24 protein-coding genes are annotated in these 21,238 nt (G+C 38.0%); 17 read left to right on the top strand and 7 right to left on the bottom strand.

Features of this window, described 5'->3' with window-relative positions; all coding sequences use genetic code 11:
• Positions 1-457: 457 nt before the first annotated feature.
• Positions 458-1,159 carry a FadR/GntR family transcriptional regulator gene (locus AC0L7T_RS24975; protein ID WP_473339224.1) on the top strand — a complete coding sequence of 234 codons (702 nt, stop codon included), beginning with the start codon at positions 458-460 and terminating at the stop codon, positions 1,157-1,159.
• 58 nt (positions 1,160-1,217) lie between these two features.
• On the opposite strand, the gene AC0L7T_RS24980 is transcribed toward AC0L7T_RS24975, so the two are convergent.
• The 3 genes from AC0L7T_RS24980 to AC0L7T_RS24990 are packed head-to-tail and all read right to left on the bottom strand — an operon-like array spanning position 1,218 to position 3,779.
• Positions 1,218-2,078, bottom strand: coding sequence for a fumarylacetoacetate hydrolase family protein (locus AC0L7T_RS24980; RefSeq protein ID WP_473339225.1), 861 nt, complete (start codon positions 2,076-2,078; stop codon positions 1,218-1,220).
• A 23-nt stretch (positions 2,079-2,101) separates the two neighbouring features.
• Complete coding sequence (locus AC0L7T_RS24985; RefSeq protein ID WP_473339227.1) at positions 2,102-2,860, bottom strand: SDR family NAD(P)-dependent oxidoreductase; 759 nt, start codon at positions 2,858-2,860, stop codon at positions 2,102-2,104.
• Between the two features lie 43 nt (positions 2,861-2,903).
• Positions 2,904-3,779 (bottom strand): PIG-L deacetylase family protein, encoded by an 876-nt coding sequence (locus AC0L7T_RS24990; RefSeq protein ID WP_473339228.1) that lies wholly within the window; start codon positions 3,777-3,779, stop codon positions 2,904-2,906.
• Between the two features lie 165 nt (positions 3,780-3,944).
• Between AC0L7T_RS24990 and serS the strand changes: the two genes are divergently transcribed.
• Positions 3,945-5,222, top strand: coding sequence for a serine--tRNA ligase (gene serS, locus AC0L7T_RS24995; protein WP_473339230.1), 1,278 nt, complete (start codon positions 3,945-3,947; stop codon positions 5,220-5,222).
• Positions 5,223-5,318: 96 nt separating this feature from the next.
• Here the strand turns inward: serS and AC0L7T_RS25000 are convergent, their stop codons facing one another.
• Entirely contained in the window at positions 5,319-6,344 is a 1,026-nt protein-coding gene (locus AC0L7T_RS25000) for a dihydrodipicolinate synthase family protein (RefSeq protein ID WP_473339232.1), read from the bottom strand.
• 177 nt (positions 6,345-6,521) lie between these two features.
• Here AC0L7T_RS25000 and AC0L7T_RS25005 point away from each other — a divergent pair, with 177 nt between their 5' ends.
• The gene (locus AC0L7T_RS25005) at positions 6,522-7,187 is read left to right on the top strand and encodes a heme exporter protein CcmB (RefSeq protein WP_473339233.1); all 666 of its coding nucleotides are present in this window, start codon (positions 6,522-6,524) and stop codon (positions 7,185-7,187) included.
• Between the two features lie 482 nt (positions 7,188-7,669).
• Here the strand turns inward: AC0L7T_RS25005 and AC0L7T_RS25010 are convergent, their stop codons facing one another.
• The 3 genes from AC0L7T_RS25010 to AC0L7T_RS25020 form a co-directional block, all read right to left on the bottom strand.
• Positions 7,670-8,461 (bottom strand): DUF7151 family protein, encoded by a 792-nt coding sequence (locus AC0L7T_RS25010; RefSeq protein WP_473339235.1) that lies wholly within the window; start codon positions 8,459-8,461, stop codon positions 7,670-7,672.
• Between the two features lie 14 nt (positions 8,462-8,475).
• A complete protein-coding gene (locus AC0L7T_RS25015; RefSeq protein WP_473339237.1) occupies positions 8,476-8,769 on the bottom strand; it encodes a DUF7151 family protein in 294 nt (97 codons plus the stop codon).
• A 252-nt stretch (positions 8,770-9,021) separates the two neighbouring features.
• A complete protein-coding gene (locus tag AC0L7T_RS25020; protein WP_473339238.1) occupies positions 9,022-9,417 on the bottom strand; it encodes a hypothetical protein in 396 nt (131 codons plus the stop codon).
• 321 nt (positions 9,418-9,738) lie between these two features.
• On the opposite strand from AC0L7T_RS25020, the gene AC0L7T_RS25025 reads away from it, so the two are divergent.
• From AC0L7T_RS25025 to AC0L7T_RS25090, 14 genes are all read left to right on the top strand, one after another.
• On the top strand, positions 9,739-10,257 hold the full coding sequence (locus tag AC0L7T_RS25025; protein ID WP_473339239.1) for a Crp/Fnr family transcriptional regulator: 519 nt from the start codon (positions 9,739-9,741) through the stop codon (positions 10,255-10,257).
• An 89-nt stretch (positions 10,258-10,346) separates the two neighbouring features.
• Entirely contained in the window at positions 10,347-10,754 is a 408-nt protein-coding gene (locus AC0L7T_RS25030; RefSeq protein ID WP_473339241.1) for a DoxX family protein, read from the top strand.
• A gap of 887 nt (positions 10,755-11,641) precedes the next feature.
• Positions 11,642-12,082: a thioredoxin family protein gene (locus AC0L7T_RS25035; RefSeq protein ID WP_473339243.1), complete on the top strand. Its 441-nt coding sequence runs from the start codon at positions 11,642-11,644 to the stop codon at positions 12,080-12,082.
• Between the two features lies 1 nt (position 12,083).
• Positions 12,084-13,064: an FAD:protein FMN transferase gene (locus AC0L7T_RS25040; RefSeq protein WP_473339244.1), complete on the top strand. Its 981-nt coding sequence runs from the start codon at positions 12,084-12,086 to the stop codon at positions 13,062-13,064.
• Positions 13,061-13,273, top strand: a complete 213-nt coding sequence (locus tag AC0L7T_RS25045; protein WP_473339247.1) for a DUF4266 domain-containing protein — start codon at positions 13,061-13,063, stop codon at positions 13,271-13,273. The genes AC0L7T_RS25040 and AC0L7T_RS25045 overlap by 4 nt, the downstream gene beginning before the upstream one ends.
• Positions 13,274-13,286: 13 nt before the next feature.
• On the top strand, positions 13,287-14,600 hold the full coding sequence (locus tag AC0L7T_RS25050) for a DUF3570 domain-containing protein (RefSeq protein WP_473339249.1): 1,314 nt from the start codon (positions 13,287-13,289) through the stop codon (positions 14,598-14,600).
• Between the two features lie 100 nt (positions 14,601-14,700).
• Complete coding sequence (locus AC0L7T_RS25055; RefSeq protein WP_473339251.1) at positions 14,701-15,618, top strand: VOC family protein; 918 nt, start codon at positions 14,701-14,703, stop codon at positions 15,616-15,618.
• A 94-nt stretch (positions 15,619-15,712) separates the two neighbouring features.
• Positions 15,713-16,006, top strand: coding sequence for a 4Fe-4S dicluster domain-containing protein (locus AC0L7T_RS25060; protein WP_473339252.1), 294 nt, complete (start codon positions 15,713-15,715; stop codon positions 16,004-16,006).
• A 471-nt stretch (positions 16,007-16,477) separates the two neighbouring features.
• Complete coding sequence (locus AC0L7T_RS25065; protein ID WP_473339253.1) at positions 16,478-17,428, top strand: SDR family oxidoreductase; 951 nt, start codon at positions 16,478-16,480, stop codon at positions 17,426-17,428.
• Positions 17,429-17,455: 27 nt separating this feature from the next.
• Positions 17,456-17,968 carry a hypothetical protein gene (locus AC0L7T_RS25070; protein WP_473339254.1) on the top strand — a complete coding sequence of 171 codons (513 nt, stop codon included), beginning with the start codon at positions 17,456-17,458 and terminating at the stop codon, positions 17,966-17,968.
• A gap of 1 nt (position 17,969) precedes the next feature.
• Positions 17,970-18,881: a helix-turn-helix domain-containing protein gene (locus tag AC0L7T_RS25075; RefSeq protein WP_473339255.1), complete on the top strand. Its 912-nt coding sequence runs from the start codon at positions 17,970-17,972 to the stop codon at positions 18,879-18,881.
• Between the two features lie 981 nt (positions 18,882-19,862).
• On the top strand, positions 19,863-20,537 hold the full coding sequence (ccsA, locus tag AC0L7T_RS25080) for a cytochrome c biogenesis protein CcsA (RefSeq protein WP_473339256.1): 675 nt from the start codon (positions 19,863-19,865) through the stop codon (positions 20,535-20,537).
• A gap of 1 nt (position 20,538) precedes the next feature.
• Positions 20,539-20,781 carry a CcmD family protein gene (locus AC0L7T_RS25085; protein WP_473339259.1) on the top strand — a complete coding sequence of 81 codons (243 nt, stop codon included), beginning with the start codon at positions 20,539-20,541 and terminating at the stop codon, positions 20,779-20,781.
• Positions 20,782-20,784: 3 nt separating this feature from the next.
• A complete protein-coding gene (locus AC0L7T_RS25090; RefSeq protein ID WP_473339261.1) occupies positions 20,785-21,201 on the top strand; it encodes a cytochrome c maturation protein CcmE domain-containing protein in 417 nt (138 codons plus the stop codon).
• Positions 21,202-21,238 lie beyond the last annotated feature (37 nt).

Below are 21,238 nucleotides of genomic sequence, written 5' to 3' on the forward strand. Positions count from 1 at the left end.
TTGATCATTTCAATCATTTTATCTGGAACGAATGCTTCCTTAATCAATCATACCATTTAAGGAAAGTACCCTTTATACACCTAAAACAAAACTAAAAATTAAATCAATAATAGAGTTAAATATAAAAATAATAAAGAAAGTGAAACTAAATCACTATTTAGAAACATTTTAATGTGCTGAACATGGAGATTAGTAGCAAGAGTATGTGCTAAGCGAAAGGTATTTTAGAAACCAAAATGCCTTTCTTTTATTAATTTTATGTATTATATATTATTATTAAATTTAATAATAGGCAGGTATTTAAATATAAAAATCTTCCTTAATGGATCAATCAAAAGGAAATAGTCTCCATTTATTAAAATATTACGCATTTAAATTAAGGGGTTGATTGGTTTTTGGATGAGCTGTTTAATAATACTTATTATATTTGTGGAAGTCAAAAAAACAAAAAGCATAAGTGAGTAAATTCAATGTCAAGCCAAAACCAGTTTTAGATGCCACGCTATCTTTGGTAGACAAGGTAGAGCAAAACTTAAGAGAGTACTTCGCAGAAGCCAATCTTCAGCCAGGTGACGCCATTCCAAAAGAGTCGGAATTGGCCTTGTCTATGGGAGTAAGCAGAACTGCCTTAAGAGAAGCTCTCTCAAGACTTAGAACACTAGGCTTAATAGAGTCTAAAAGAAACAGGGGCATCATTTTAACCCAACCAGATATTTTAGGAAGCTTCGAGCGGGTATTGAATCCAATGCTATTGGATAGTGCCACACTTCAGGATATTTTTGAGTTGCGCTTGGTCCTGGAAATGGGCATCACAGACTTTTTGTTTAGGAGAAAATCCAAGGACAACCTGGAAAGGCTTGAGTTACTTGTGAAAAAAGAAGAAGAAACAAAAGACAAGTTTCTGAAAAACAGGTACGATGTAGAGTTTCATTCGATGCTATATGAAATCTCAGGCAATCAAACGCTTTTGAGGTTTCAAAAAATGCTGCTGCCTATATTCAATCTAGTCCACAGTGGGCAAATCATCAGTAAATCCGAGGTTAAGAACGCTGTTACCCACCGAGATTTATTGCTGGATCTGCAACAGGGAACGCCGGAATCCTTCCGGGAAAAAATGAGTATCCATTTAAAAGTATACCTGGACACAGTGGATGAATAAAAAAACGGACAGATAAAATTCTGCCCGTTTCAATCAATATTTATTTACAATTGACTTCTTAGCCTTTATAGTCTTCAGCAATTTGGCTAGAAACACCTAAGCCATCAATACCCAGTTCTACAACATCACCAGCCTTCAAGTATCTTGGTGGCTTCAATCCCATCCCTACTCCTGCAGGTGTTCCTGTACTAATAATATCACCAGGCAATAAACTCATGTATTGACTTATATGACTTACTAGTTGAGGAATATTGAAAACCAAATCAGAGGTATTGCTGTCTTGCAACAATTCGTCATTCACCTTAAGCCATAACCTCAAATTGTGAGGATCAGCGATTTCATCCCTAGTAACCAAATTAGGTCCGAGTGGAGCAAAGGAATCAGCACTTTTTCCCTTAACCCACTGTCCACCATGTCTTAACTGAAAATCTCGCTCACTAACATCATTGTGCACGACATAACCGAACACATGATCCATGGCATCCTCTTCAGAAACATAACTGGCTTTTTTACCTATCACCACTGCCAACTCCACTTCCCAATCCGTTGCTTGGGAATTCTTTGGAATTACAATTGGATCGAAAGGTCCTGAAAGCGCAGAGGTTGCTTTCATAAACAACACAGGTTGCTCAGGAACAGCCATTCCGCTTTCTTTTGCGTGTAAAGAATAATTCAACCCTACACAAATTATTTTGGATGGAAAAGGAACAGGAGATCCTAACCTCACATCTGATCCGATTTCGGGGCAACTTGCTGCATTGGCCTCCAACCATGTCGCTAATTTTTTCAGATTCCCCTCATCGCCTAAAAAATCAGCGGTCCAGTCTGAACCAAAAGCCGAACAATCAATTTTTTTACCTTCAGCCGTTATAACTCCGGGCTTTTCCTGCCCTACTTTTCCAAATCTTATTAGTTTCATTTTTCAATTATAGTTTAAAGTAATTACATTATTAATTTAGAAAATCCACCGTCTACCAAATAATCAGCACCCGTTAGAAATTTGGCTTCATCAGAAGCTAGGAAAAAAGCCATACTGGCTACTTCATCAGGAGCTGCCATTCTCCCAATGGGCTGCGTAGCCGAAAGTTTTTCAAACATTTCTTTTTCTTTCCCCGGATAGGTTTTGGAAATATAATTGTCTACAAAAGGAGTATGTACCCTCGCAGGCGAAATGGCATTGCAGCGAATATTGTCTTTTACATAATCCCTGGCAATGGTAAGTGTCATGTTGAGCACTGCTCCCTTACTCATGGAATAGGCAAAACGATCTGGAATACCAACTGTGGCCGCGATGGAGGCCATGTTAATAATCACTCCTCCACCATTGGCTATCATCCTTCCAATCACAGCTTTTGAACAATGGAATACGCCTTTTACATTCACAGCAAATAAACGGTCCAAATCGGCTCCCTCGGTGGATTCAAGATTTCCAATATGAGAGACGCCGGCATTGTTGATCAAAACATCTATTCCTCCGGATATTCCTGCGATCACTTCATTTACTTGATCCTGATTAGAAACATCGGTTTGCTTAAAATAGACATCATAACCTTTGTCTTTTATTTTTTTGACAACTTCCAGTCCATTTTCCTGATTAAAGTCTAAAACATAGACTGTGGCACCTGAGGCTGCAAATTTCTCTACTATTGCCAAACCTATTCCGCTGGCCCCACCTGTAACCAAAACATTTTTCCCCTTCATTTACTATGAAATTTTCTAATTAGTTAATTTTTTACTTTTATAATCATTGACCCAACATAGGGAACAACCGCTTCAATTCCTCATCTGAAGGTTGGGAACCATATTCACAAACTTCAAAAGCTTCAGCATACTGCGCTTTTGCAGCCTTAGCAGAGCCATACCATTTCTCCAAGCTCTTCCTTACCGAAGAATTTATGCCTCCCCCTCTTTTTTCTTTTAACCAGGCTATTCTTTCTTCTTCTCCTTCTGGCACCTCATCAGCATAGCCTGCTATCCAAGGCAGCCACTCATAAAATTGAGACTCATGAGCATCCAATCCATGTATTTTCTTGTCGATTACAGAGGTAATGTCTATCGCTACATGAGGTTCAAATGGGTTGGGTTTTTGAAAATGATCCTGAAAGTACAAAAACACAGGATTTTTACTTAGTGGTGGTGTATCTGGAGCCACATTAGGAACACCTACCATATAGGCGGCATCCTGCACCAAAACTCCCGTATAGCGATGGTCTGGGTGGTAGTCATTAGGTCGGGGAGCAATTACCACATCTGCACCCCATTCCCTGATCTTCCGAATGATCTGAAGTCTTATCGCTAGTGTAGGCAATAATTCACCGTCATGGTTGTCCAAAACATCATAAGCAACCCCAAGTCTTTTGGCCACTTCCTGGGTTTCAGCAATACGCCTTTTTGCAAGCATACCACCACCCTCTTCCATGTGTCCTGCATCACCATTTGTGACAGAGACAAATTTCACCTTGTGCCCCATCTCCACAAAAAGAGAAGCTGTGCCACCACTTTTTATATCACAATCATCAGGATGGGCACCTATCATAATGATCCTTAATGGTCTTTCCTGGGCTTCTACTATAGAAACAGCGAAAAAACAGAACAAAATTGCAATAAAACTTGATTTCATAGTCAATTTTTCGGTTGGTGAAAATTCAAGGTTGAAGATAGGCATTTAGGCCAGTTTTGCCAATCCATTAATCCAAATTATCGGCCAATTGCCCACTTTACTCAGAACTTATTCCTTATCTTTGCGTCCTAAAATTTAATTTCGCAAAACAAAGTACAATCGGATATGCTTCAGGTAAATGAAATAAGAGCAAACTTTGCGCATGCCTGCGAAAGGCTTCGCGCCAGGAATTTTGAAAACCCTGAAGAATTGCTGGGGGATGTAATAAGGCTAGAAGACTTAAGGAAACAAATACAGCTAGAGCGAGACACCCTTCAGGCTGAATCCAACACAATTTCGAAGCAAATTGGCAAATTGATGCAGGCTGGCAATAGGGAAGAGGCAGAAAAGATAAAGTTGAGAACTTCTGAGATAAAAAAACAAGTGAAATCTTTAGAAGACAGCTATTCCAATACAGAAACTGAACTAACCCAAATTCTATATACAATACCGAATATACCGCATTCATCTGTTCCCGCGGGTAAATCTGCAGAAGACAATGAGATCGTTCTAGAAAATGGAACAGTCCCTCAATTGGAAGAAGGCAATAAAAGTCCTCATTGGGATTTGATTAAAAAATACGATATCGTTGATTTTGAACTGGGAGTGAAAATCGCTGGTGCAGGATTCCCTGTCTACAAAGGCAAAGGAGCCAAGATGCAAAGGGCATTGATCAACTTTTTCTTAGATGAAGCCGAAAAAGCGGGTTATACAGAGGTGCAGCCACCCATATTAATCAATGAAGAAAGTGGCTATGCTACAGGGCAACTTCCAGACAAGGAAGGGCAGATGTACTTTGCGCAAGAAGACGGGCTATACCTGATACCTACCGCTGAAGTTCCCATTACAAACATGTACCGCGACGTAATTCTTCAAGAAGATGAATTGCCTAAAAAGAATACAGGCTATACTCCTTGCTTTAGAAGAGAAGCGGGGAGTTGGGGAGCACATGTACGGGGATTGAATAGATTGCACCAATTCGATAAGGTAGAAATTGTACAAGTTACCCATCCGGACAATTCGTACAATACCCTCGAGGACATGAGTTTACATGTACAAGGCTTGTTACAGAAATTAGAGCTGCCTTACAGGGTCTTAAGACTTTGTGGTGGAGACTTAGGGTTCACCTCTGCACTGACATTTGATATGGAAGTTTATTCGGCCGCGCAGGAAAGATGGCTGGAAGTAAGTTCCGTAAGTAATTTCGAAACCTACCAAACCAATCGCTTGAAATTACGCTTTAAGAACAAAGACAAAAAAACCGTTTTGGCACATACACTCAATGGTAGTGCCCTTGCACTGCCAAGAATAATGGCAGCCATTTTGGAAAATAACCAGAGCGAAGAGGGCATTAAAATGCCAAAGGTATTGGTTCCATACTTGGGTTTTGACACCATCGCTTAGGCAATACTTGTTATAGGCTTTTCGAGCTAAAATATCCAATATAAAAAAAAGGGCTTCTTTAATAAGAGAAGCCCTTTTTAATTTTATCAATAAAGATTATATCGACAATTTCTGTTTCCAGTCCTGCACCTCAGCATAGCATGTGTCAACTACACTTTGTTGATCTGAAGTAAGTGGATTTTTTGCCCTACGGCTTACAATTTCCAAATCCAACCCTTCTTTATTAAGGTAATACCTGGAGGAAAGCATGTAGTTGGCGGTAATCCTTCTTTCCATGTCTCTAACTTTGTCTTGTAACCAATCCACCTGCTCTTTATTTCCTGAATCAGTTGCATTTTTACAAATCCAAGCGATAATTTCTGGGTAATAATTACCTGCAATTGGAGACAATCCAGCTCCTCCATTTCGAAGAGAGGCTACCGCACTACCCATGTGGGCATTGTAAAAGCCCATTTTAGTACCTTTAGCCGTTTTAAGTTTCTCTTTAATATTGTCTATGTCTTCAGAGGTATCCTTATGGTAAACCAATCTGTCAGAATCCAATAAAAATTTAAGAACCTTTTGAGAAAGTATTCTTTTATAAGGTGTAGGACATTCGTAAGTCCCTAATGGAATATCTCCAGTCAAAGACAGGTATTTTTCCAGATTCTTGATCACAATATCATCTGATTCGCCTTTTTCTGCGAAGTGAGAAGTAATCATAATGACAGCATCAACACCAGTATCAGCAATTTTTTTCGTGAATTCCGCCTTTTCTTGCGCAGTATTACCAAAGGATCCTGTAGCAACAACAGGGAATTTCCCATTGACTTTCTTGACTACGGTCTTGGTCACTTTCAACCTTTCCTCAGGACTCAGGTCATACATCTCACTACTCAGGCAATTGGCAAATAATCCACGTGCTCCCGATTCAAGATAGTAATCTGTTAGTTTTTTTAACCCTTTATAATCTACAGTCATGTCTGCTTTATAAGGGGTCAGCATTACAGGTACAAAAGCTTTTTCGACAGCTTTTGCCGACATTGGCGTGTTCGCCAATAGACTATTCCAGGGGGTAAGTCCCGCCAATGTTCCTAATGCCATTTTTCCTAAAAATTTTCTCCTGTCGTTTTCAAAACTCATGGTAATGTTATTGATTTAAACCCGATGATTCGGCTTCAATTGGGTGGTAAATTTAATTGTTTAAAGTAATTGTATACACTAATAACCTCTAAAAAGAGCAAACAGACCAGTAGAAAGCAATATAATTTGGCTTTACGGGGGAAATATTATGATTAGGTACCTATATTTGCCCTCTATATGTGGAAGGAAATCGCTTTGTTGGTAAAAAAAGAAGCCTTGTTGGAATGGCGACAAAAGTATGCCCTCAATGGGATACTCCTTTATGTAACCAGTGCGGTTTTTATTGCCTATCTAAGCATGGGGACAGGCCAAGGAAAATTGCAAGTACCCATATGGAATGCCCTTTATTGGATCATTATTCTTTTTTCAGCAGTAAATGCTGTGGCCAAGAGTTTTGTACAAGAACAGCAAGGTAGGCAACTCTACTATTTCATGATTGCTTCTCCTGAAGCTATTATTTTGTCTAAGACCATTTATAACACTGGGCTTACTCTTGTATTGGCCCTTTTGGGCTATTTGGTTTTTAGTGTGGTTTTTGGTAATCCCGTGGCCGACCATCCTTTGTTCCTTTTGAACCTTTTGCTAGGAGCCATAGGTTTTTCAGCAGCGCTGACCATGGTATCTGCGATTGCTTCAAAGGCAGGAAACAATGGTACCTTGATGGCCATTTTAAGCTTCCCCGTGATGATTCCAATTCTACTGATGACCATTCAGGTTTCCAAGAGTGCCATCGATGGATTAGACAGGGGCATTAGTGCAGAGAAAATCCTGACTTTAATGGCTATCAATGCAATTGTAATGGCCACCTCCTACCTGCTTTTCCCTTATCTTTGGAGGAGCTAGGAGCTAGTCCTATCGAGATACGGTGGCTGAGCCTGCCGAAGCCATAGGTTTCCAGATGTGGTTTTTAATAATCCTTTATCTCTCTAAATTTCGGCTAAAGCCGGATAAAATATTATTCTCCTTTTTAAATGGGCTTAAGCCATAACGACAATATATTACCGGTGGCTGAGCCTGTCGAAGCCATAGGTTTCCAGATGTGGTTTTTAATGACCCCATTTTCTCTCCAAATTTTGGCTGAAGCCGGGTGATATGGGATTGCTCTTTATAAATGGGCTAAAGCCCATTCCTATTGAGGCGGTTTTTCAATCAATTTGTGTGGGAGGAAGGTTGGGCTATTCAATGAATTTGGAAACTATCAGCATTTTAGGTCTTAGTTACGATTAGCTAAACTTAGACCAGTGCATCGGATAAACTCCCCAAGATCAATACTAAGAAATAAAGTTCATGAGCCATTAATTATAAGCCCATGTACTTTTAAATAATTACTTTTTTATAACTAAATAAGGAACTCCACTAGCTGAAAATGATCCATTAACTTCCGATCTTAACCTTATCCCTAAAACTATATTCTTATCAGGGATATCATTGATGAGGTTTTCTGTTCTTAAAAATTCTTTTTCAGTATATCTGTTATTGGTCCTTATCAAAGAACTGGTGATCACAGTATTATCGGTAATGTTGTATAGCTCAAGCAAAGCATGGTTACTGCTTTTTTCTACATATGGATCAGCTTCAAAGTAAACTGTTCCTACATTTGGGTAATTTTTAAGGTCAAATGGGATACCCGATACAATTGTTGGAGATGTGCTGGTCGTATTGGCTGGGCCACCTACTCCTTCGGCAATCCTTAGCCGGATTTCTTCATTAATCACCCCACTACTTCCATTGCAAACATATTTGGTTACCAGAACTTCGCTTTTGTCCAAAATTTTATTCTCATTTTGATCAATTCCTGATTCAATTTTTATGCCGCTATACGCACAAATACTTCCATCAGGTTCATCCGTAATATTAATAAGACTTAAAGTACCATTCAATCCATTACATGTATAGGAAGTATATTCTACTTCATTTTCATTTAAGATTCCGTCCATATCAGAATCCAAGCCATAATCAATTTTCAAACCTCCATTTATGCAATTGTCACCTGAATTTTCATTGGTAATTTTTATAAGGCCCGCTGTTCCGGTTATCCCATCACAAACATAGGCGGAAGAGGTTATTTCATTTTCTTCCAAATTACCGTTTCCATTTATATCTAAACCTGAATTCAATTTTATCCCACCATTTACACAGTTGGCTCCACTTGGTTCATTGATAACAGTGGTAAGACTGCTATTTCCATTGATTCGTTACAGATGTACTTTGTGTTTTGAACTTCGTAAATATCAAGGATTCCATTGGAGTTGGCATCGAGCCCAGTTTCTATTTTTAAGCCAGCATTCTCACAGAAATCACCTGCACTTTCATCTAAAACATTTATAAGACTGTTTTTCCCATCAAATCCATGCGTCCCATCTTCCCCATTACAAGCGATTAAAAAATTAATCGAAACAATATAAAACAATGTCTTCTTTATCATCTATATCTTACAATTTTAAGTTTTGATCAATACTTACAAATTTTAGTGTTGAGTCACTTTTTCTTACATCATTGCATTATTAACATTTAATGTCACTAGACTTAAGAAATAAGACCCACCTTTCAAAAAGCCAAAAAAAACAAATTAATATCAATTAAGTCTCTAAAATTTCCGGATTCTTTTGCCTTCTGTTGAATATTGACATCAACTCCTGATTTAATGGGGTAATCCCAATGCATAATCTGGATTTAATCAAAATTTATTTTTCACTAATCTAATATCAGTCAGAATAGTTATTGATAACCCCGTCACAAAAAGTATCGAAAACAATAAGGCACTTGTAATCCCAAATTTAAAGACTTGAAGTATACCAGTTACAACAACTATTATTAAGAAAAAGCCCCACAAAATAGACAAAATTCTTAAACCTTTTGAGCTAAAATTCTCATTTTTCAACTCTTTAATACCCTGAAGTGCATGATATAAAAGTACTAAAATCAAGATCAAAATGCCCAACACTTCACCAATGGTCTCGCCTATTTTTTCAGGATTCTGAAGAGAGAGCAATGGCTTAAAATTTGAAAAAATCATTAACTTTAAGGGCATATATCCCAATATGAAAAATCTGATAAAAGCAATTTTTTTCATTCTAATCCCTCTGAGCCCGTTTTAGGTTGGCATTCTTACGTTTATAACTAACCAAAAGTAAAACTATTTCATTAATTTATCTACACTTTTACACCTATTTAGAAATCAATGTTGCAGGTGTGTAATTTCGTTCAATTCGAAAGAAATTAACAATTTGTTCAGAAAAGAAAAATCAGATTTGTAAAAAGATCAAAAAACAAATTGATAAATTCGTTCTGAGAAAATACAAATACACTATAGCACCTTTCTATTTCAGGAATTTACTGTTTTTTTAGTAAAAAGACTTAATTTAAGCCTAACAATTGACCAACCCTGATTAAAATGAAAAACCTGAAAATCAACGCATTAAAAACTTTTAAAAAAGGAGATATCCTTTTAAAACAGGGAGAAATTGCAAAATATGGGTACTTGGTAAAAAAAGGTTGCTTAAAAAGTTACACAGTAGACAATGCCGGCAAAGAGCATATTATGCAGTTTGCTCCCGAAAATTGGATGATTTCAGATTTAGACAGCTTTACCAATCAGGTACCTTCTTCCGTCACTATTGAAACGATCGAGGATTGCGAGATATCACTGATTTCCAAATCAGACTTTATAGATATCGACAGCTTTGATAAAGAGGTAGTGGTAGATATCGCCAATAAATTCAGGAACAACCTCATAGCGTCCAATAAAAGAATTCTGGGACTGCTAAGTGCTACTTCCGAACAGCGGTACATCGATTTTACAGAAACTTATCCCACATTGGTGCAAAGGCTTCCCCTTAAACTAATAGCAGCCTATATTGGTGTTACACCTGAATACTTAAGTGACATTAGAAGAAGGATGGCTAAAAAGTAAACCCATACGCATTTCTTAAGGTATCTTATTTTTTGTTAGGCCACTTTGCCGCAACTTTGTGCCATTGTTAATCAAAAAATATTAAAAAAATGGCAAATCAAAAAAACAACAAAGCAATTCATATCTCACTTTGGATTGCACAAGCATTATTGGCAGTTATGTTTATAATGGCAGGCTTTATGAAAACTGCACAACCCATTGAAGTATTGGCAGAGTCACTTCCATGGGTATCCTCTACTTCCGTAGGGCTGGTTAGATTTATTGGTATTAGTGAATTATTAGGCGGTATAGGTCTAATCCTTCCTGCCTTGCTTCGAATCAAACCATTTTTAACGGTATGGGCAGCAATCGGACTTGCAGTAGTTATGGTATTGGCAGCGCTTTTTCACGCTTCACGAGGTGAATTCTCAGGTATAGGAGCGAATGTGGTATTTATGGCAATTGCTTTATTTGTGGCTTGGGGAAGAAGTAAAAAAGCTCCCATTCTCGCAAAATAAAATTCAAATAAATAGTCTTGTTAAATTATTATCCATCGAATTGATCCCCGATCATCAATATCCCCCAGCCGCCTGCTGGGGGATGGTATGGGAGCATCTGATTTTGGACTTTAGCCCAAGCGATCCCCCCTACCGCTGGCGGAGCGGAGCCGAAGTCCGGTGGCTGAGCCTGTCAAATTCCGGTGGCTGAGCCTGTCGAAGCCCGGTGGCTGAGCTTGTCGAAGCCATAGGATTACAGATGTGGTTTTTAATGACCGATTTTCTATCTAAGTTTTGGCTAAAGCCGGATGAAATGATATTGGCCTTTATAAATGGGCTGAAGCCCATTCCTATTGAGGAGGTTTTTTAATCCATTTGTGTGGAAGAAAAGCTGGGCTATTCAATGAATTTAGAAACTTTCAGCATTTTAGGTCTAAGTTACGCTTCGCTAAACTTAGACCAGATCGAGGATCCGGAAAGGTGTATACATGCCAGGAAAAAATCGACACGGACCAAGTGTTATGTTAGTGAAATATTGATTTTAAAATAATTACTCACAATTTTATGCCCTCCCATATAAATCAAACGTTCTATTAATAACGGACGATTTTCTTCATTTGAAAAGGCCAATTCAATTAAACTCGAAAAAAGCAATAGACATTCTGATACCCGATCGAATCACCTTTCAATTGAAATCAGGAAATCTAAATGCATAACCTAGGCTGAATCCATGATTTTGGTCATATTAATGCCTTTTTCAGCAACAATACAAACAAAATATCGACCTAAATTTGTTGCAAAACGTTACTTATCAATGTCTTCGAATCTGAGATAAAATTTCATTTCCCTGATTAGTAGACCCGTTTATATTAAGGACTTCAGAGAAAATTAAATAATTTCCCGCGACCATGAAAAAAAGCCTCATCATTTTAATTATTGCATTTACCGGCATGGGTTCAGGATATGCTCAAGATTGGCAAACTGATTTTTCAAAGGCGAAAGAATTGGCTACTAAAGAAAAAAAGCCCATAATTTTGGTATTCCAAGGCTCGGACTGGTGTGCGCCCTGTATTAAACTAAGCAGGGAGATTTGGAGCACAGAAACATTTATAGCGTACGCAAAAGACAACTATATAATGTTTCAGGCAGATTTTCCTCGAAAAAAGAAAAATGCTTTGCCAGAAAAACAAGCTACTGCCAACGCAAAATTGGCGGAAATTTATGATAAAAACGGGGTTTTCCCATTGGTCGTTGTTCTGGACAACAAAGGGAAATTACTGGGTGAGACAGGCTATAAAAACACCACTCCAAAAGCTTACATCGAGGAACTGAACAGTTTTATCAAGTAAAATGAGACTATTTATTGCACTCCTTGTATTCTCCCTGTCAATCACAACTAACGCACAACAAGCTTACAAACGCACCCTAAAATTAATGGGGAGCAGATTTGACATTACAGTCGTTGCCGAAGATTCGATTACAGCAAAGGATTATATAGATAGTGCAATAGAAGAAATCGACAGGATAGAAAAATTAATCTCTTCATGGGATGAAAATTCTCAAACTTCGGAAATAAATAAATTCGCAGGGATCAAACCCGTTAAAGTTGAGGCTGAGCTCTTCAGTCTTATTGAGAGGGCTATGCTGATTTCGAAATTGACGGATGGAGCATTTGATATCAGTTATGCCTCAATGGATAAAATCTGGAAGTTTGATGGCAGCATGAAAAAAATGCCTTCTGAGGAGGACATTCGTGCTTCAGTAACCAATGTAGGTTATAATAATATTTTGCTATACAAAGACAAACTTACGGTGTTTCTCAAAATTAAGGGAATGAAAATTGGCTTTGGGGCCATTGGAAAGGGCTATGCTGCAGATATGGCTAAACAATTACTTGTAGCTAAAGGAGTTACTTCTGGCATTATCAATGCTTCGGGCGATATGAATTCCTGGGGCAAGCAAGCGGATGGCAAGGAATGGAAAGTCGCCATTACCAATCCACTCAATAAGAACAAAGTTTTTGCTTTGTTACCAATCAGCAATGGTGCTGTTGTCACCTCAGGAGACTACGAGAAATATGTTGATTTTAATGGTAAAAGGTATTCACACATAATTGACCCAAGAACAGGATATCCTTCAACTGGAATAATTAGCGTAACTGTTTTTGCGTCAAAGGCAGAGCTCGCTGATGCCCTTGCTACTTCAGTATTCGTAATGGGCAAAGAAGCTGGATTGGACCGCATTAATCAACTTCCCAACATAGAATGTATCATTATAGATGACAAGGGAAACATTTCAAAATCGAATAACATAGCCATCGATAAATTATGAAAAGAATAATTTTAATATTCTCCTTTATCACTTGTCTTTCAAGTAGCTGTGTGGTTGTAAAAGGATATGAGAAAATAAACATCAATGATCCGGACATGGGGCTTTCTGATAAGAAGTTTGACCGAAATGTAACCACTATGCATTCATACAGAGAAGCTGCCGTTGGTGCCAACGGTGGAAAAACTGGTGGTGGATGTGGCTGTAATTAATTAAACAAGAAAAATGCATACCTTAAAATATATCATACTCCTTTGCTTGGTTACAACTTCATTTGCAGGTTTTGCTCAAGATACTACCCAAGTATATAAAAAACGGGTATTAGAAAGCGCGGAAGTCGATATTCTATCGAGTTATTATAGTCAGGATGGTAATAATGCCGCTGTAAGTGGTGGCATTGGAACCGAAGCTTTAACCGATTTCACTACCACATTTATAATTTCTATCCCTTTAAACGATGATGACATTTTAACCATTGACGCAGGAATATCTGCTTATACCTCTGCTTCATCCAGTAATATAGATCCATTTGACGGTGGAAAAGCAGATGCTTTTCAGGCCTCCTCTGGCGCTTCCAAAAGTGATGTATGGACAAACTTTACTGGAAGCTATAGTCATAGTTCTGACGACCGCAATTCCATTTGGTCTACAAGCATATCCTTCGCCAATGAATATGACTATTTTTCAATAGGTGCAGGAGGCGCTTATACCAAACTCTTCAATGAGCAAAATACAGAACTTAGTGTAAAAGGGAATGTGTTTTTTGATTCTTGGACTACAATTTACCCAATAGAATTAAGGCCTTTTTCGGGCGGAGAAAATGGTTTAACAAACAACTTATTTACTAACAATACCCTTACAGGCAACCCAAATTACAGTCCTATTTTTAATGAATATGCTGCCAAAGGACGAAATTCTTATTCTATGGGATTAGGAATTTCTCAAATCCTACACAAGAATGTTCAAGGATCAATGGCTTTGGATTTTGTACAACAGCAAGGCTTACTGTCCACTCCTTTTCAAAGGGTCTACTTCAGTGATGTAGCAGACTCATTTATTGATGATTTTCAATTGGCAGACGCCAATGAGCGGCTTCCTGACAATAGATTTAAAGTGGCGATTGGTGGGCGACTTAATTGGTACTTAAATGAAAGGATGACACTAAGAACATTTTACAGGTATTATTTCGATAACTGGGGAATTACTTCGCATACAGCAAGTATCGAAGTCCCAATCAAAGTTACAAGTAAGTTTACCTTTTATCCTTCTTACAGATTTTATAACCAAACTGCTGCTGATTATTTTAATCCCTATGAAACAGCAGTGTCAACAGATGAATATTACACTTCTGATTATGATTTATCTCAATTCTCTGCCAATCAGCTTGGGTTTGGAGTCTCCTATACAGATATTTTCACTAAGGCCCATATTGCGAAATGGGGATTGAAAAGTATTGATTTAAAATTCTACCGATATGACAGAAATACTACTTTTAGCTCCAACCTTTTTACGGCAGGAATTAAGTTTGTAAGGGATTAGTCGAAACTTTACATAAACCCATTTGTCCGATAAAATACTTAGAACTGTGCAGCAAAAAGAATCAATTAAAAAGAAATGGCACTTCGATTTTAGAAAAAATATGGACACAATTTCAAACTTGGCAAAAGCCAATCCGATAAAGAATCAAAAAAATAAAATTTCAGAGGAATTTGCTTCATTTGGCGCAATGCACCTGAAAAATACTAGCCTGGAAAAGTCTACTAATTTTTGGACCAAAATAGTAGGCATGAAATTAAGGGAAAGCAGGGGAAACATTGCTGAGTTTGGTACTGAAACCAAGACATTGGTAGTCGTACACCAAACCGCCAAGACTCCTTTTAAAAAAGGCTATAGTGGCATTTACCATTTTGCTATTCATGCGCCAAACAAGGGTGAATTTGCCAGAATGTTACACCGCTTGCATATTAACAACTACCCTTATTCCCCTGTAGATCATACCATGTCAAAGTCACTGTATTTAGACGATCCCGATGGAATCAATGTGGAATTCACTCTGGAAACTCCTGAAAGATTCAAAAGAGTAATAAGTGACGGAGGAATCCGAATTGAAGATGCTACCGGTAACATCCGAGGTGCTTCGGTCTACCTTGATGTAGACAAGATACTGGAAGATGTGGAGGACAAAGACGTAGATAAACCGCTTTCCAAGCATACCTATATTGGCCATTTACACCTTTACGCCAACAATGTCCAAAAAGCCAATACTTTTTATAAAAAATTAGGTTTTACTCAATTCAATAACTTTCCAGAATTCATGTTTGCCGATTTGGGTGCAGGAGGTCCTTACCAACACCGTTTGGCGATAAATTCCTGGCATGGAATAGATAAACCATTGGCCCCAACTGATCATGCAGGAATGGCTCATTTTCAACTCAACTATAGCACCAAAGAAAAACTAAGCGAAGCCTTAAATAATGTCACTGTATTTGAAGAAAAAAATGGATCCTATTGTGTCTATGATCCTACAGGTAACAGGCTGTTTTTAACGATTGAATAATTGAAACACGGTAAAACCTGTAAAAAATAATCCTGTCTAACATTTAGAAGAACAAGGTCTATGGTGAATAGCACTTCTGAAAACCCATCTTTTTATGAATAAAGACAAAACTAATTGTGACAAAACAAGCGGAAAGTTAGTCCCCATTATCAACCTTAGTAATTGTGGTGATAAAGAAGACTGTATTACCGCTTGTCCTTATGATGTATTGGAAATGAGAATGATAACCGAAGAAGATCGGCTAACGCTAAATTTCAAAGGGAAATTAAAAACATTTTTCAAGCCAAAAAAAGCCTATGTAAAAGACCCGGATTTGTGTTATGCCTGTGGTATATGTGTTCAGGTTTGCCCAGAAAAAGCTATCAAACTTGCGCGAAGAAGCCTTTAATTTTTTTCCTATAATGGATTGTCCTTTCTCTCCAGTCTCAATTGTAGGATAGGCTACTGAATTCGTTAAATGGCCCTTATAAGATGGTTTTGAAAATACTTACCGATTAACCTTATTTTTGGGGCTTTAGAGCCACCCATTTCTCTGCAAATTTTGGCTAAAGCCAGATGAAATAATATTGTCCTTTATAAATGGGCTCAAGCCCATTCCTATTGAGTTGTATTTTTTAATCAATTGGTGTGGAAGGAAAGCTGCACTATTAAATGAATTTGAAAACTTTCGGCATTTTAGGTCTAAGTTACCCTTCGCTAAATTTAGACCAGATCGGGTTAATGGGTTCAAGGTTGCCTTAAACAGGGATCAGACACAACATACCAAAAAGTACACAAGATTTGAAATTCCGTGTAAATGGTTATACCATCCTGCATTCTACCTTTGTTTTATTCATTAACACAAAAAACTAAAAGAAAGATGAAGGCAAATAAATTTGGAAAGCAAGGTTGGACGCCTGATAGAATAAAGGAATTAAATGGTAAAACCTACGTTATCACCGGTACTACTAGCGGTACAGGTTATGAAGCAGCAAAAATATTACTTTCAAAGGGAGCGAAAGTGGTAATGCTAAACCGAAATGCCAAGAAATCAGAAAACACCATAAATGCTTTAAAACTAGCGCTTGGAAAAAATATTGATGTTTCTAATGTAAGTATGGATTTGGCAGTACAAGCTTCTGTGAGGAAGGCGGCCGAAGAGGTGCTTCAAAAGGTGCCCCATATTGATGCCTTGATATGTAACGCTGCCATTGCTCAAGTACCAAAACAAGTGTTGACTGTTGATGGTTTTGAAAGTCAGCTTGGTGTTAACCACTACGGAAATTTTTTATTACAAGGTCTGCTTTACCCACGAATTGAAGCGTCAGCAGGTCGTATTGTGACTGTAGGAAGTATGGGTTATAATTTAGGAATTAAAACCATCCAGTTTGAGGATATGAATTGGGACAAAAACTATAGCCCTAATGCAGTGTATAGTCAAAGTAAATTAGCCCAGATTATGACTGTGTATGAATTACAAGATAGGTTGAAAAATGCAGGGAAGTCGAAAGTGAAAGTGTATGCTTGTCACCCCGGGGCTTCTGCAACTTCCCTTATCAAAACCAGTGGTGGTTGGACAACACGTTTTTTATGGCAACTCATGAAACTGTCCCCCATGGTACAATCTGCTGAGAAAGGAGCTTATCCCGAATTGATGTGTGCCACAGCGCCTAACTTAGATCAAAATGGTTTTTATGGGCCAACAGGACGAAATTACTGGACCGGGCCGGTTGGAGAATGTAAATTAGAGTCCCACGCAAAAAACAAATCGGTAGCAAAGAAATTGTGGGAAATGTCTGAAAAAGCTACAAGTTTTAAATGGAATTTATAAATTAGAATATCTCTAAAACACAAAAACATGGACATATTGAAATCAGCAATAGATTGGGCAAAAGCCGAACTTTTTTCAACACCATTTTTCATCCTTTTTGGAGTGATCTTTATGGTGGTGAGCTTAGGTTTTTGGCAATTGGGGAAAACAGACATGGCCAGGGCTTACATTATCCCCACCTTGGTGGCGGGTGCTTTGCTATTAATCATCGGGCTTGGATTATTTTTCACCAATAAAGCAAGGATCACGCAATTTGAATCAGCCTACAATGCAGATGCAATGGCTTTTGTCGCCACTGAACTTGAGCGGACGGAAAGCACTTTAATAGAATATGAAAATGTTGTTTTTACTGCAGTCCCAATAATTATTGCAGCCTGTGCACTTATTCTCCTATTTGTTAATTCACCTATTTGGCGAGCAAGCATGATTACCTCGATCGCCATGTTAGTGGTGATTTTGTTGATCGATGGGACTGCGCATGCTCGGGTTAACAATTACCACAAACAGTTACAACAAGCAGAAATAGAATTAGATAAGTAAAATGCAACATTTCAAAACATTATCAGCTTATTTGGAATACCTGGAGCTTCCTCGTCCTGAGCACCCCATGCTAAGCGTTTTTTCTGCTACTGGGGAAGGTTTATTACCATGTCCAAGGGAAAGTTCACCGCCCATTTTAAACGATTGTTACACCATAAGCTTTAAAAAGATTGTAAAAGGAGATTTAAATTATGGGAGAACCAAATATGATTTTACGAATGGAGCTTTATTTTTCATTTCCCCAAGGCAGGTATTGCAGTGGGATAATAGCGTCGTCTTTGAGCAAAAGGGCTTTTCAATCAACTTTCACGAAGATTTCATAAAAGGGACAGAATTGGCGCATCAGATTAAGAAATGTAGTTTTTTTTCCTATTCGGTCAATGAGGCACTTCACCTTTCTCCACGGGAAGAAAAGCAGATTGAAGCAATTGTGGAAAATATTGACCTGGAATATCAGAACAATCAGGATGAATTTAGCAAGGAAATCATCCTTTCACAACTGAGCACCCTGTTGAAATATTCCAATCGGTTCTACGAAAGGCAGTTTATCAATCGGAAGGACCTTTCTACCGAACTACTCGAACAGTTTAACCTTCAATTGGAAAATTATTTTGAGTCAGGAAAATTGCAGGAAAATGGAATTCCTAGCATTGAGCAAATTGCAGAGAACCTGTCGGTTTCGCAGCGTTACCTAAGCGATACCCTTAAAAAGGAAACAGGCAAAACATCTACCGAACATTTACAACTTTACCTGATTGATGAAGCAAAGAATATTTTATTGAAACCCAATAAAACGATTTCTGAAGTGGCTTATGAATTGGGTTTTGAGTACCCGCACTATTTTTCAAGACTCTTCAAGAAGAAAGAAGGTATAAGTCCTACCGAATACAGGGAAAAATTTAAGATGAATTAAATAGCTACATGATTAAAGCCCATTCCTATTGAGTTGTTTTTTTTTAATCAATTGGTGTGGAAGGAAAGCTGCACTATTAAATGAATTTGAAAACATTCGGCATTTTTGGTCTAAGTTACGCTTCGGTAAACTTAGATCAGATCGGGGTAATGTAATCCATTCCCAATCGAATGGATTCCCCATTATCAATGGCCCAAGCTTCAGCTGGGAGTTAATGTGGGTTTGCTTCTTTTTGGGGCTTTAGCCCAATGATTCATATAAAGAGGGCATTAAATTAATTTGAAGCCCTACCTAAAGTTGAACCATAATTAATAGTCTCACTATTCCCCCTAGTATTTTGGCTAAAGCCATATGATGATACATTGCCCTAATAAATGGGCTGAAGCCCATTCCTATTGAAGTGGTTTTTTTTAATCAATTGGTGTGGAAGGAAAGCTGGACTATTAAATGAATTTGAAAACTTTCGGCATTTTAGGTCTAAGTTACCCTTCGGTAAACTTAGACCAGATCGGGACCAACAGGTCCAGATTGTGTGAAGTCCGATGAAATTTCATTGATTTTAACGTGATTCATGCGAAATCCGATGAGTACCATTGCCAGTTGAAGGTTTAGGGATGAAAATATACGGAGAAAACGAGTTTATTTCTCCTTTGGAAGAAAATCGCCATAACCAAATAAAATACCAGTTTCACGCCTTTTACTAAAAAAACCAACCATTCCATTGCTAGGAAAAAGCAGTTTATATGTTTTCTAAAAACACCACTAAAAGCAGCTTATTGATTTACACTTACCGATAAGCAAATAAACGGGATAAAAGTAAATAAATCACTTAATATGCCCTATTTTTGCGTGTTGATTCAATGAGGTCAATTTTCAGTTTTCCCACCTGTACTCACTGTTGTAAAAGATTCAGGCATTTATGGATATTAATCTATGGATGAAAGCAATGGGAAGAACTTGACCCACTAAACACTATCGAATATGAAGGCTTATTGGTGGAAAATACTGGCCATTTTAATGCTGGCTTATACCATAATTGCAGGTTTATTGATTGATGTGCCAAGGCTTCCCATTCTGAATGAAACGATCAGAGGATTGTTCTTTCATGTAACCATGTGGTTTGGAATGTTAATTATGCTGGTCGTTGCCGTGGTTTATGGCATAAGACATCTTAGAACAGGAAAACTTGAAGATGATGACATGGCCGTAGAATTCACCAACGGGGCCATACTTTTTGGCGTCATAGGCATTACTACAGGCATGGTATGGGCCAAATTTACCTGGGGTGATTTTTGGACCAACGACCCCAAGCTCAATGCATCAGCAATAGGATTGTTAATGTATTTCGCCTATCTGGTATTACGAAATTCCCTTACAGACGTCTACCAAAGAGCCAAAATTAGTGCTGTTTACAGCATTTTTGCTTTTGCCGTATTTATACCCTTGATATTTATCCTCCCCAGACTTACAGATAGTCTTCATCCCGGCAACGGTGGCAACCCCGGATTCAACGCTTACGATATGGACAGCAACTTAAGGATGGTATTCTATCCGGCAATTATCGGCTGGGCCCTTCTTGGAACCTGGATAAGTACGGTAAGGGTAAGGTTAAGGCGATTGGAAAGAAAATTAGAAGACAAATTGATCAATCAGTAATATGAAAAAGTTCATTGTTATTTTCCTGTTATTAATCAGCTTTTTCGCGAAAGCGCAGGATAAAATTGGAATTACAGAAAAAGATTACCAGAATTCAGGTGTCGATATGGCAGACAAAATGCGGTCAGAAGGAAAAATCTACGTATTAGTCAGCATTATTGGAATTGTTTTGGGTGGTATTCTCGTTTATGTGATACAAACAGATAGAAAGATTAGTGGGTTGGAAAAAAAATATAACGATTAAGTCATGAAAAGAGGACATATATTAGGCTTGGGTATAATAGCGGTAGCTATTGTAATCATTATCACTTCAATAGGTGATGCCAGTACTTACGAAAGCTTTTCAACTGCCAAATCGATGGCCATGAATGGGAAAACCGAAGCCATTCATGTGGTAGGGCAACTGAAAAAAGGACAAAATGGAGAGGTAGAAGGAATAGAGGTAGGAGAAGATAAAACCTCATTTATTTTCATAATGGTAGACAATGACGGTAAAGAACAACAAGTTTATTACAATGAACCTGTACCAGCTGACTTCATCAGATCAGAGCAAGTAGTGGTCATAGGCACTTATAAGACCGAAGAAATGTTCGTAGCCGAAAAAATACTAATGAAGTGCCCCTCAAAATACCAGGAAACTGATGTAAAACCTACAACATCTTGATTGCTTCTGGTCTTATTATCCACTCAAAAAGAACCTT

Source organism: Cyclobacterium sp. 10D3-21 (genome assembly GCF_055809755.1).